This is a genomic window from Agrobacterium tumefaciens, from assembly GCF_013318015.2.
Taxonomy (GTDB): Bacteria; Pseudomonadota; Alphaproteobacteria; order Rhizobiales; family Rhizobiaceae; genus Agrobacterium; species Agrobacterium tumefaciens.
Window position 1 is genome coordinate 422962 of sequence record NZ_CP115842.1, and the last position, 13213, is coordinate 436174.

A 13213-nucleotide genomic window follows, 5' to 3' on the forward strand; every position below is an offset into this window, starting at 1 on the left:
ATGGATCAATCAGTCGTCGCCGCCAATCGCCTCGTAGGTGTCGCGCTCACCGGCGATGATGGCGCGCTTGCCGACATGGTTGGCGGGACCGACAATGCCTTCCTGCTCCATACGCTCGACCAGGGAGGCGGCACGATTGTATCCGATCGACAGGCGGCGCTGGATATAGGAGGTGGAGCATTTCTTGTCGCGCATCACCACCTTAACGGCCTTTTCATAGAGATCGTCGCTATCGTCGTCGCCCATCGATGTCTTGTCGAAGACCGCCGTTTCCTCTTCCGCCTCGTCGTCAGCCTCGTCGGCGTCTTCCGTAACGGTGCCGAGATATTCAGGCCGACCTTGGGTCTTCAGATGCGCCACGACCTTTTCCACTTCCTCGTCCGACACGAACGGACCGTGGACACGGGAGATGCGGCCGCCACCCATCATGTGCAGCATGTCGCCCTGGCCGAGCAGATGTTCGGCGCCCTGTTCGCCAAGGATGGTGCGGCTGTCGATCTTCGAGGTCACCTGGAAGGAAATGCGGGTGGGGAAGTTGGCCTTGATCGTGCCGGTAATGACATCGACCGAGGGGCGTTGGGTGGCCATGATGAGATGGATACCGGCAGCGCGCGCCATCTGCGCAAGACGCTGGATCGCGCCTTCGATCTCCTTGCCTGCGACCATCATCAGGTCGGCCATCTCGTCGACGATGACGACGATATAGGGCATGGCGGTGAGGTCCATTTCCTCCTGCTCGTAGACAGCTTCGCCGGTTGCGCGGTCGAAGCCGGTCTGCACGTTGCAGAACACCGTCTCCCCTTTGGCGCGGGCGGCAGCGGCCCTTGCGTTGTAACCGTCGATATTGCGCACACCGAGACGCGACATCTTGCGATAGCGGTCTTCCATTTCGCGTACGGCCCATTTCAGTGCCATGACCGCCTTCTTCGGATCGGTGACGACAGGGGTCAGAAGATGCGGAATGCCGTCATAGACCGAAAGCTCAAGCATCTTGGGATCGACCATGATCAGCCGGCATTCCTCCGGCTTCAACCGGTAGAGCAGCGACAGGATCATGGTGTTGATGGCGACCGACTTGCCCGAACCGGTGGTACCGGCAACGAGCAGATGCGGCATCTTCGCCAGTTCGGCGATGACAGGTTCGCCGCCAATGGTCTTGCCAAGGCAAAGGGCCAGCTTCTGGCGGGTCTCGCTGTAATCGGTCGCTTCGATAAGCTCGCGAAGATAGACCGTCTCGCGCACCGGATTGGGAAGCTCGATACCGATGACATTGCGGCCGGGCACGACGGCGACACGCGCCGAGAGCGCCGACATCGAGCGGGCGATATCGTCCGACAGGCCGATAACGCGCGAGGACTTCACGCCGGGGGCGGGCTCGAATTCGTAAAGCGTCACAACTGGGCCGGGGCGCACATCGATGATCTCACCCTTGATGCCGAAATCCTCCAGCACGCTTTCCAGTAGGCCGGCGCTTTGCTCGAGCGCCTCCGGCGTCATGGTCGTGGTCTGCTGGACGCGAGCCTGCTGCAGAAGATCGATGGAGGGGTATTCATATTCGCCGTCTGCAAAGACCGGCGCTTCCCGGAACATCGGCTGCGAGGCCTGGATGGGCGCGCGGGGCGTGAAACGCGGCTCGGCAACGATTCTTTCCGCCAGCTGAACCTGCTCAACAGGCCTCTGCGGCTCAGCAACTGCGACCGTCTCCACGACCGGCTGCGTAGCGACCTCTGGTTCAACGACCTGAGTTGGGGCTGGAATTGCAGGATGATGCACGCCGATTTCGCGGTAAAGCCTGATCGCTGAACCACCCGGAATCCTGATGACGGGCGGTACGTCCGAAAGCCGGATTGCCGGTGCGACCGGAGATGCGGATGCCAGCGTCGGGGCAATCGCAGGCGCCGTCAGCAACGGGTTTGCGAGAACGGTGCGCGCAGATGCGGTAAGGCCTTCGCCGGCGTCATCCGGCAGATCGAGCGTCATCACTTCCCAGAAAAGCTCATCCGGCAGATGGGCGGCAAAGGCGGGAATGGATGCCTGCGGCGTTGCAACCTGTTCGACAGATGCAACCGACGCGGCGGGCAGCGGCTGAACAGGTGAATCGGTTCCCGGTACCGGCGCGTCGAAGACGGCGGCTACATCAACTGGCTGAGGCGGCATCAGCGCTGCTGCAGCGGCTTCTTCCGCCTGTTTGCGCGCAAGCTCCAGTCGCAATTTGTAGGTCAGCGCCCTGGCGCCTCGCGCATCCGGCGGCTGCGGCAGAAACGGCATGCGTGGCGGTTGAATGCGCGGCTCCGGCGACTTTACGACCGTCGCAAGTGCAGGCTCCTGTACAGTAGCCTCCGGCTGCACGACCATCTCAGGCTCGGCAGTTTCAGACAGGATGTCGGTGGGTGCCTCCTCTTCCGCAAGATGCGGCGTCTCAACCGGCATGCGCCGGCTAAAGGCGCTTTCCGGCGTACGGGTGAAACGCACATTCGGGCCAAGCACGAAAGCATTCTGCCAGCCCGGCATTTCAGCGCGGCCTTCGATGGCGTCGGCAGCGCTGACATCGGCATTCGGCCGGGGCGCAACACCCGCCTTCATTGCCGCGACCTGCTCCTGACCGGCAACGGCCTTGCCGCCGGCATGACGAGCCTTATCGCTCCCCTCCCCTACGCTATTGGACGAATTCTGGAATCTGGATCGGGAGAAGCTCATGGCAGCGTGCACACTCATCATAAACGTACATATTTCGGTCTCCCTGAAATAGAAAATAAAGGTTAATTACCCCTTTCCAAACCGGGTCACGCAGGCAGAATTTCGCTTTAGCCACAGGTGAGACGTGACATACACCAGCAAGGAATCGGCACTCCAAGCCTCTATATTTATTGCGTTAAATCAGTTTTTCATCGCCGTTTTACGGCAACCGGCGCGGCTTAAGAAAAGGGGAGTGACGCCTTGAAGCATATTGTTTCCGCAAGCGGTCGCGCAACGTAAAATCATTGCTGTAAAGCCCGTGAATTAACGTGGACACTGCTGCGGTTGCAGTCTTAAGATCGGGCAGGCCGCGGCCCAGCGGAAAGGCCCGCCCGCCCTCATTCCGGAGTGAACCTCATGTCGCCTGTCCACCTGTCCCGCCGCTCGCTTCTCAAAACCTCGCTCCTTCTTGCCGCAACCACCGGACTTGCGGGCATTGCCGCCGCGCAGCAGTCAAAGCCCGGTGGGCGGTTGATCGTTGCGGCCGATTCGGAGCCGAAGAACCTCAACCCGGCCATCGTTGCCTCCAACGGCGTGTTCTATATCTCGAGCAAGATCGTTGAGCCGCTGGCGGAAGCCTCCTTCAATGGCAGGGACGGGCTGGAACCAAGGCTTGCGACGGAATGGCATGGATCGGAGGACGGTTTGAGTGCCACGTTCAAGCTGCGCGAAGGAGTGACCTGGCATGACGGCAAACCCTTCACCTCTGCAGATGTGGCCTTTTCCGCACTTTCTGTTTGGAAGCCGCTGCAAAACCTTGGGCGGCTGGTCTTTGCCAATCTTGAAAAAGTGGATACGCCTGATGACCACACGGCCATTTTCCGCTTCTCCAAGCCGACACCCTTCCAGCTCATCCGCAACGCTTTGCCGGTTGTCACCAGCGTCGTGCCGAAACATCTTTATGAAGGCAACGATATCGCCACCAATCCGGCCAATACGAAACCAGTCGGCACCGGACCTTTCGTTTTTGCGGAATATAAGCCCGGCGAATATTACCGCCTGACTCGCAATCCCAATTACTGGGGCAAGAACCAGCCGCAACTCGATGAGATCATCTATCGCGTTCTGCCCGACCGGGCGGGCGCCGCTTCTGCGCTTGAAGCCGAAGAAATCCACCTCGCTGCCTTTTCCGCCGTGCCGCTTGCCGATCTTGCCCGCATCGCGAAGGAGCCGGGCATCAAGGTCATCCCGGAGGGTTACGAAGCCCTCACCTATCAGCTCGTCGTGGAAATTAACCACCGCCGCAAGGAGCTGGCCGACCTCAAGGTCAGGAAGGCGATCGCCCACGCCATCGACAAGAAATTCGTCATCGACAAGGTCTTCCTCGGTTACGCCACTGCATCGACCGGCCCCGTACCGAAAAATGCACCCCAGTTTTACACGGGGGACGTCGAGACATACGATTTCGACGTCGCCAAGGCGAACGCCCTGCTGGACGAGGCGGGTTATGCACGCGGAGCGAACGGAACGCGATTTTCACTGAAGCTTTTGCCGGCCCCTTACTTCAATGAAACCAAGCAATTCGGTTCCTATCTTCGCCAGGCGCTACAGGAAATCGGCATCGATGCTGAGCTGGTCAACAATGATGCCGCCGCGCACCAGAAGGCCGTCTATACCGACCATGCCTTCGATCTCGCCATCGCGCCCCCGGTCTTCCGTGGCGATCCGGCGATCTCCACCACCATTCTCGTTCGCTCCGGCATTCCTGCCGGCGTCGGCTTCTCCAATCAGGGCGGCTATGAGAACAAGGCGCTCGATGCACTGATCGACAAGGCGGCGGAAACCGTGGACACGGCAGCCCGCACGGTACTCTACAAGGATTTCCAGAAGCAGGTCGCCGCCGATCTGCCGCTGATCAATGTCGCCGAATGGGGTTTCATCACGGTTGCGCGCGATACTGTCAAACACGTCGCCAGCAATCCACGCTGGGCCGTTTCCAACTGGGCGGATACGGTGGTCGGCACCTGAGGAAGCGCCGTGAGGCGCGCGGCGACATTGCTACGGCGAAGGGTGATCAGCGCCATTCCAGTGCTGCTGATCGTTCTAGTCTTTACCTTCGTGCTGCTTGAAAACGCATCCGGTGACGCGGTTGACGCCTATCTCGTCTCCATCGGTGGCGGCGACGCCGGACTGCGGGATGCCCTGCGCGAGCAATATGGTCTGAACGGTTCGGTGTTGGCCCGCTTCTGGCTTTACGCCAGCTCGGTGCTGCGACTCGATTTCGGCTGGTCGCTTGCGTTTGACCGACCGGTGCTGGGGCTGATACTCGAACGGCTGCCGAACACGCTGCTCCTGATGGGCAGTGCCACCGCACTTGCTTTCATCACCGGCACCGCGCTCGGCATCCTGGCGGGCGCCCATCCCGGCGGGTTGACCGACCGGGTACTCTCGGCCCTGTCGCTGGCGCTCTACGCCACGCCGGGGTTCTGGCTCGGCCTTGTGCTCGCCATCGTCTTTGCCGTGCAACTGAGGTGGCTGCCAACATCCGGCATCGAAACCATCGCATCCGGAAAACAGGGATTTGCAAGGGCGCTCGATATTGCCCGCCATCTTGTCCTGCCGGTCGCCAGTCTCGGCCTGATCTATCTGGCGCTTTTCCTGCGTGTCATGCGTACTGCCATGGCGGCGGTCTGGCCGCTGGATTTCGTACTCTTCGCCAAGGCCAAAGGGCTTTCGAGACGGCGGATCGTGCTGCGCCATGTCGCACGCAACGCCGCACTGCCCCTCGTCACCGTGCTTGGCCTGCAAGCGGCAACCATGCTCGGCGGCAGCGTGGTGATCGAGAGCGTTTTTGCGATTCCCGGTTTTGGCCGGCTTGCGCAGGAAGCCGTCAGCGGCCGCGACACACCGCTCTTGATGGGCATTATTCTGACAAGCGCCGTTTTCGTTATCCTGATCAATCTCGTCGTTGATATTCTCTATGCCGTGTTCGATCCGCGCATCGGCAGCGGGGAGCAACAGACATGAGTTTCACCCTCCGGCTCCTGCGCAGTTTCGAAGGTGCAGCAGGCGCCATCATCCTGACACTGCTAGCTGTGACAGCGCTCGCCGCTCCCCTTCTGTTTCCCGGTGACCCGCTGTCGATCGTCGGTGAGCCGCTCATCGCGCCCTTCTCCGACGCCGCCTTCCCCCTCGGCACCGACCGGTTGGGCCGCGATGTACTGGCGGGACTTTCCCACGGTGCGCAGGCATCCCTGCTCGTCGGCATCGGCGCTGCCGCTGCCGCCCTCATGATCGGCACCGTCGTCGGCACAATTGCCGGATTTGCCGGTGGCCTCGTAGATGAGGCGCTGATGCGTGTTACCGACGCCTTCCAGATCGTGCCGAATTTCCTTCTGGCGCTCGCCTTCGTCAGCACCATCGGCCCATCCATGCCCATCGTCATCCTTGCGATTGCGCTTGGCGCCTGGGCGGATCCAGCACGACTGATGCGGGCGCAGGTGTTGAGTATCCGCGAGCGGGATTACGTGCAGTCCGCCCGCGCCATCGGCATGTATCCGCTGGAGATCGCGTTTCGGCAAATACTTCCCAATGCGCTGCCGCCGGTTCTGGCGCTCGCCGCCATCATCGTCGCTGCCGCTATCTTAACCGAGGCGGCATTGTCCTTCCTCGGCCTCGGCGATCCGAATATCGTCACCTGGGGTTCGATGATCGCGGAAGGACGCAACGTCCTGCGCTCGGCGGCGTTTCTCTCTGTCATCCCCGGCATCGGTCTTCTGGTCACGGTTCTCGGCGTCTATCTTCTCGCGGAGGGAATCAACAAAGCGATGGCGACGAGGAAAGAAACGCCATGAGCGGCAATGCACTCTGCAGGATCGACGATCTCAGCGTCCGCTATGCGGCCGGCGACGGACCGGCGCTGCAGGATATTTCGCTGACGATCCGGCAGGGACAAAGGTTGGCGATCATCGGCGAAAGCGGTTCGGGCAAATCGACGCTCGCCAAGGCAATTGCCGGGCTTCTGCCTGAGAGCGCACGGGTTTCCGGCGATATTTCCTGGAGCCGCGACAGCGGTCTTTTCACAGACAGGCCGCAGCCGGGTCGCGATATCGGCTATATTTTCCAGGATACCGGTGCGACGCTGAACCCGGTTCTCACCATCGGTGAACAGGTGGCGGAAGGCGCTGTCCGGCATCTTGGCCTTTCATGGAAGCAGGCACGAGATCTTGCCCGCGATCTTCTGGAACGGGTGCGGTTGCCGCATCCCACCCATCTCCTCGGCGCCTATCCGCACCAGCTTTCCGGCGGGCAAAGACAGCGTGTGGCGATTGCAGCCGCCATTGCCGCGCACCCCGCAATCCTGATCGCCGACGAGGCGACAAGCGCGCTGGACACGGTAAGCCAGGCCGCGATTGCCGCACTGCTGGATGGGCTGGTGCGTGAAGAAGAAAGAACGCTGGTCTTCATCACCCATGATATTGGTCTTGCTTCCGGCCTTGCCGACGAGATCGCCGTTCTGCATGCCGGACGGCTGGTGGAGCACGGCACCACCAGGCGGGTGTTATCCGCGCCTGCGCACGACTATACGCGCGCACTGCTCTCCGACTATCTCGACCTTTCGACACCGCCTCTGATCAATGAGGCAGCATCATGAATGAAGCCCTTCTGAGCGTAGAGAACCTCTCGAAAACCTACCGGACCGGCGCACGTACGGTGGAAGCACTGTCCGATATATCCTTTTCGCTTCAGCCCGGCGAGACGCTTGGGCTTGCCGGCCCCTCCGGCTGCGGAAAATCCACACTGGCACGCATCCTGATGCGGCTGATCCCGGCCGACGAAGGCACGGTCCGTTTTGAAACTCGCGACTGGCTGGCGCTTGATGGCGGCGAACTGCGCGCGGCGCGGCGGCATATGCAGATGGTGTTTCAGGATACGCATGGCGCGTTCAACCCGCGCGCCAGCGTCGAGGATGCCATAGGCGAACCGCTGCGTATTCATCGCATCGTCGAACGACGCGAACGCCCGGCGGAAATCCGCCGCCTTCTCGAGCGAGTCGGGCTGCCCGCCAGCTATGCCGGCCGCTCGGTGTTCGAGCTTTCCGGCGGCCAGCGGCAGCGCGTCGCAATTGCCAGAGCCATCGCACTCAGACCACCCCTTCTCATTCTGGACGAGGCCGTTTCAGCGCTCGATGTCTCCGTACGCAGGCAAATTCTCGAACTGCTGGTCGAAATACAGCGAGAGACGGCCGTCGCCTGTATTTTCGTTTCCCACGACCTCGCGGTCATCCGCGCCGTCTGCCACCGCGTCGCCATCATGGAGGCGGGTCGGATCGTCGAGATCGGCAGGACAGCAAACATCGTTTCCACGCCGCAATCCTCGACCGCCAGAACCCTGATCGAGGCTGCGCCGCGCCTGACCATCACCACGCAAGGATAAGACATGCCCGCCCCGGATTACGCATTGCTGCTCGACCCGCCCGCCTTTCCAGCAGACCGTTACGCCGCTCTCGCCGACCGGCTGGCGGCGCTGATGGGCACGAATAACGATGTGCTTCTGGTACAGGCGGAAGCAGTGCTTGCGCTTGAAGCCGCGGCCACCAGCCTCGCGCGGCCTGGTCTGAGAACGCTCAATATCGTCACTAGTCCCTATGGCGCGTGGTTTGGGGGCTGGCTGGAGCGTGGCGGCGCAACGGTTCGCAACCTGACCACCGCTCCGGCAAAGCCGATATCACTTCACGAGGTCGAGAGAGCGCTGGACGAAGGGCCAGGTTTTGATCTTCTCGCTATCGTGCACGCGGAATCCGCAAGCGGCATTCTCAACCCCCTGCCCGCCATTGCCGCGCTCGCCAAAGACAGAGACGTCGTCACGGTCGTCGATGCCGTCGCTTCCATCGGCGGCCATGCCTTCGAGGTTGACCAGCTCGGCATAGATATTGCGGTCATCGGCCCGCAAAAGGCGCTGGCAGGCCCGGCGGGCTTATCCGCCATCTCCGTCAGCGAAAGTGCCTGGAAACTTCTTTCACATGGCAATGCACCTGAGAACTCCATGCTTTCACTTCTCGACCAGAAGAAACTCTGGCTCGATACCGGCCGCGGCGCGCTCCCGGGAACACCTGCGCCGCTGGAATTCTATGCGCTGGAGGCGGCGCTCGACCGGATAGAGGCAGAGGGTCTGGCATCCGCCAATGAACGCCACGAACGAGCGGCGACAGCTACTCGTAACGGCATCAGGGCCCTTGGCATGTCGACGTGGGTGGAGGAGACTGACGCGTCTGCTCTGGTTTCGACAGCGATCTTGCCGGACACGGTGGATGCCGGCGCATTTCTGGCGGCTGCGTCCAGGGAGCAAGGTGCGGATGTCTCGGGCGGTGTCGGTCCCGGTGCGGAACGGCTGATAAGGCTCAATCACACCGGCCGGCGCGCCAACCAGGATTCGGTGCAAGCCAATATCACCGCTGTTTCAAGCGCCCTGAGAAGCCTCGGCCATGCCGCAGATACCGATTCCGCGCTGGAAGCGGCCGAAAAAAGCTATTCCGGCACCTCCTCGAAGGGTCTCTGACAGCGCCGATAAACGTTCGTTGCGCGAAATCGGGTGCTGGCGGAACGTCAGTCACGCCATTGTTGTTAAAAATGGTAGACAAATTCCTTGGTCAATCTTGACGAAATCATGGCAACGCGCGAAACTTAACGCACTGTTAACTCGCGTGAAGAAGGGAAATGGCCATGGTAGCAGGGTTCAACATGCTCTCCTTTGACCTCTTTGGCATCGGCCGAAGAACGCCCGCCATAAACGAGCGGGTCGAGAAGGATTTGCAGGACAGGACGCCACGCAGACCGGACGACCAGTCCAACGATGACGACCGTGATCAGGAATACGAACTGTTCTTCTGGTCGCTTTATCCTGTGATTTGATTTTTTAAGCGCAGGCTGACGGGGCGGTTGAAACGTCGTTTTCCCGTCCTGCGGCCTTGAGCCGACATGTGTTCAGCGTAGCCTTAAACACGGTGAAACAGTCGATCCGTGACGTACACTTTAAACATGCAACGTCATCCTCGGGCTTGACCCGAGGATTTACAAAATCTCGAACAATCAAATATTTGCAGATGCTCTGGACAAAGCCCGGGCATGACGATGGAAAGGGCAAAGCCCTTTCCATCAAAGAGCCGTAAACGGCCCTGCCTTAGTGGTTGTCGCGCGGCAGACCCTTGGTTTGCGCAATGCGCTGATACTTCACGGCCGGTTCCAGAACCGCGCCGGTTTCCATTTGGCTGACGATGCCGCGCTGGATTTCCTGCCATGGCGTCTGGTGATCGGGGTACTTGAAGCCGCCCTCGGCGGAGAGCGTTTCGTAACGCTTGGCCAGTTCCTCGCCGGAAATCAGGATGTCGGCCTTACCACGACCCACATCGATACGAACGCGGTCACCCGTCTGCAAGATGGCCAGACCACCGCCTGCCGCTGCTTCCGGAGAAGCGTTGAGGATGGACGGGCTGCCAGACGTGCCGGACTGGCGGCCGTCACCGATGCAGGGCAGCGAATTGACGCCTTCCTTCAAGAGATAGTCAGGCGCACGCATGTTCACCACTTCTGCCGCACCCGGATAACCGATCGGACCGGCACCGCGCATGAAGAGAACGGTGTTGGCGTCGATCTTCAGCGACGGATCGTCGATGCGGTGATGGTAATCTTCCGGACCGTCGAACACCACGGCACGGCCTTCGAAGGCTTCCGGGTCGTTCGGGTTCGAGAGATAACGCTTGCGGAATTCTTCCGAGATCACGCTCGTCTTCATGATGGCAGAGGAGAACAGGTTGCCGCGCAGAACACGGAAACCGGCGCGCTCCTTGAGCGGCTGGTCATAGGGACGGATGACCTTTTCGTCTTCGATGATGGCACCACGGCAATTGTCGCCGATGGTTTTGCCATTCACGGTCATGGCGTCTTCCATGATGAGCCCCTGGGTCATCAGCTGGTTGACGACAGCCGGAACGCCGCCGGCATGGTAATAATCCTCGCCGAGATATTCACCGGCCGGCTGCAGGTTGACGAGCAGCGGCACGTCTTCACCGTAGGTCTGCCAGTCATCGACCGTCAGTTCAACGCCGACATGGCGTGCTAGGCCGTTCAGATGGATCGGCGCGTTGGTGGAGCCACCGATGGCCGAGTTGACGCGGATGGCGTTGATGAAGGCATCCTTGGTCATGATGTCGGAAGGCTTAAGGTCTTCCTTGACCATTTCGACGATGCGAAGGCCGGTGAGATAGGAGATTTCCTGACGGTCGCGGTAAGGCGCCGGAATGGCGGCCGAGCCGGGCAGCTGCATGCCGAGTGCTTCGGCAAGCGAGTTCATCGTCGTCGCCGTGCCCATGGTGTTGCAATAGCCGGTGGAAGGTGCGGAAGAAGCGACGAGCTTGACGAAGCCCTGATAATCGATTTCGCCCTTGGCCAGCAGTTCACGCGCTTTCCAGACGATGGTGCCGGAACCGGTGCGCTCGCCACGGAACCAGCCGTTCAGCATGGGGCCGACGGAAAGAGCGATGGCCGGAATGTTGACGGTGGCCGCCGCCATAAGACAGGCAGGCGTGGTCTTGTCGCAGCCGATGGTCAGAACAACGCCGTCGAGCGGATAGCCGTAAAGCACTTCCACGAGGCCGAGATAGGCGAGGTTGCGATCGAGACCCGCCGTCGGGCGCTTGCCGGTTTCCTGGATCGGATGCACCGGAAATTCAATGGCAATGCCGCCCGCTTCACGAATGCCTTCGCGCAGGCGATGCGCCAGCTCCAGATGGTGGCGATTGCAGGGCGAAAGGTCCGAGCCGGTCTGCGCGATGCCGATGATAGGGCGATCGGACTGAAGCTCGGCCTGGCTGAGACCGAAGTTCATGTAACGCTCGAGATAAAGCGCGGTCATATCAGCGTTTGCGGGGTTATCGAACCACGCGCGCGAACGAAGCTTGCCTTGGGTTGCGGGCAGATTGTCGGATTTGGTCATGATGCGGTCTCCAGCCGGAAGTGGCCAACGGTAAAATATTACGAAATGCGACAAGCTTATGTTGTGCGCAAGGAAAATGGAATCAGCTTCTCGGAAGCACGCATAACCGACAGACGAGCGCCAGACGAGTGACCTGGAGCCGTTCTTCAGCTTTAGCCGAATATTTTTCGGTGTTTACGACCATACCGACGTTGCGCAATGGCCTCTTCCCTCCCTGCCTTGCCGGATTGTAACTGACCCCGAGGCCCCACATTCCGTCACGACCTGACTTGCTTATTTGTATTACTATTAGATAGCGGCGCGGCCTGTCAAGCCGGATCAGACGATATTACGGGCGAGTTTTGCGCGGCGCAGAAATTAGAATATACACAATAAGCCATTGATTTATAACTGTTTAATGCTGCAACTCCATAAAATCGGCATGACGTGAATTGGAAATCCGCTAAAAAACCCCTTTTCAAGAGTATTACTATATGCTCATAGTGACGTCGTCACGCTGACATCATTTCTGGGAGGATAAGATGAGAAAAGCTCTTGCGGCAATCACTGTCGCCGTTTCCGCATGCCTTGCATCCAGTGTTTCCGCACAATCGCTGACCGTCGGCTTCTCGCAGATCGGCTCCGAATCCGGATGGCGCGCCGCTGAAACCACTGTCACCAAGCAGCAGGCCGAAAAGCGCGGCGTTACGCTGAAATTCGCCGACGCACAGCAGAAGCAGGAAAACCAGATCAAGGCCGTTCGCGGCTTCATCGCGCAGGGCGTCGATGCAATCCTGATCGCACCTGTCGTCGCAACCGGCTGGGACGCCGTGCTGAAGGAAGCAAAGGAAGAAAAAATTCCTGTCATCCTGCTCGATCGCCAGATCGAAGCGCCGGATGATCTTTACCTGACCGCGGTCACCTCGGATCAGGTTCACGAAGGCAAGGTTGCCGGCGACTGGCTCGTCAAGGATGTCGGCGCGAAGGACTGCAAGGTTGTCGAATTGCAGGGCACGACCGGCTCTTCGCCCGCCATCAACCGTAAAAAGGGCTTCGAAGAAGCCATCGCTTCGCACAAGAACATCAAGATCGTGCGCTCACAGACGGGTGACTTCACCCGTACCAAGGGCAAGGAAGTGATGGAAAGCTTCATCAAGGCCGAAGGCGGCGGCAAGGATATCTGTGCCGTGTACGCTCACAATGACGACATGGCCGTCGGCGCGATCCAGGCGATCAAGGAAGCCGGCCTGAAGCCGGGATCCGACATCAAGGTCGTGTCCATCGATGCCGTACCTGACATCTTCAAGGCCATGGCCGCCGGTGAAGCCAATGCGACGGTGGAACTGACACCTGACATGGCCGGTCCTGCCTTCGACGCTCTCGAAGCCTATCTGAAAGACAAAAAGGCACCGGCGAAGTGGATTCAGACCGAATCCAAGCTCTACACAGCGTCTGACGACCCGATGAAGGTCTACGAGGCGAAGAAGGGTCTGGGTTACTAATAGACCCCTTATCTTCGGAAGGAGCGGCATGTCATGCGTGCCGCTCCGTCACAGCTTCTTTCATG

10 protein-coding genes are annotated in these 13213 nt (G+C 60.2%); 8 read left to right on the forward strand and 2 right to left on the reverse strand.

All coding sequences use genetic code 11. The features are described from left to right. Window positions 1-9: 9 nt before the first annotated feature. A complete protein-coding gene (locus G6L97_RS15490; RefSeq protein ID WP_174003331.1) occupies window positions 10-2718 on the reverse strand; it encodes a DNA translocase FtsK in 2709 nt (902 codons plus the stop codon). Between the two features lie 375 nt (window positions 2719-3093). On the opposite strand from G6L97_RS15490, the gene G6L97_RS15495 reads away from it, so the two are divergent. From G6L97_RS15495 to G6L97_RS15525, 7 genes are all read left to right on the forward strand, one after another. Continuing rightward, window positions 3094-4704, forward strand: a complete 1611-nt coding sequence (locus tag G6L97_RS15495; protein ID WP_113555717.1) for an ABC transporter substrate-binding protein — start codon at window positions 3094-3096, stop codon at window positions 4702-4704. Between the two features lie 9 nt (window positions 4705-4713). Next, window positions 4714-5703, forward strand: coding sequence for an ABC transporter permease (locus tag G6L97_RS15500; protein WP_038493905.1), 990 nt, complete (start codon window positions 4714-4716; stop codon window positions 5701-5703). Further along, on the forward strand, window positions 5700-6530 hold the full coding sequence (locus G6L97_RS15505; protein ID WP_038493908.1) for an ABC transporter permease: 831 nt from the start codon (window positions 5700-5702) through the stop codon (window positions 6528-6530). The genes G6L97_RS15500 and G6L97_RS15505 overlap by 4 nt, the downstream gene beginning before the upstream one ends. Further along, the gene (locus tag G6L97_RS15510; RefSeq protein WP_174003333.1) at window positions 6527-7330 is read left to right on the forward strand and encodes an ATP-binding cassette domain-containing protein; all 804 of its coding nucleotides are present in this window, start codon (window positions 6527-6529) and stop codon (window positions 7328-7330) included. The genes G6L97_RS15505 and G6L97_RS15510 overlap by 4 nt, the downstream gene beginning before the upstream one ends. Continuing rightward, window positions 7327-8112: an ABC transporter ATP-binding protein gene (locus G6L97_RS15515; protein ID WP_112497384.1), complete on the forward strand. Its 786-nt coding sequence runs from the start codon at window positions 7327-7329 to the stop codon at window positions 8110-8112. The genes G6L97_RS15510 and G6L97_RS15515 overlap by 4 nt, the downstream gene beginning before the upstream one ends. 3 nt (window positions 8113-8115) lie before the next feature. Next, complete coding sequence (locus G6L97_RS15520) at window positions 8116-9234, forward strand: pyridoxal-phosphate-dependent aminotransferase family protein (RefSeq protein ID WP_174003335.1); 1119 nt, start codon at window positions 8116-8118, stop codon at window positions 9232-9234. A 158-nt stretch (window positions 9235-9392) separates the two neighbouring features. Beyond that, on the forward strand, window positions 9393-9587 hold the full coding sequence (locus tag G6L97_RS15525) for a hypothetical protein (RefSeq protein ID WP_013761494.1): 195 nt from the start codon (window positions 9393-9395) through the stop codon (window positions 9585-9587). A gap of 268 nt (window positions 9588-9855) precedes the next feature. Here G6L97_RS15525 and G6L97_RS15530 read toward each other — a convergent pair whose 3' ends face one another. Beyond that, the gene (locus tag G6L97_RS15530) at window positions 9856-11667 is read right to left on the reverse strand and encodes an IlvD/Edd family dehydratase (RefSeq protein ID WP_003510695.1); all 1812 of its coding nucleotides are present in this window, start codon (window positions 11665-11667) and stop codon (window positions 9856-9858) included. Between the two features lie 521 nt (window positions 11668-12188). On the opposite strand from G6L97_RS15530, the gene ytfQ reads away from it, so the two are divergent. Further along, window positions 12189-13148 carry a galactofuranose ABC transporter, galactofuranose-binding protein YtfQ gene (gene ytfQ, locus G6L97_RS15535; protein WP_003510698.1) on the forward strand — a complete coding sequence of 320 codons (960 nt, stop codon included), beginning with the start codon at window positions 12189-12191 and terminating at the stop codon, window positions 13146-13148. Window positions 13149-13213: the final 65 nt, after the last annotated feature.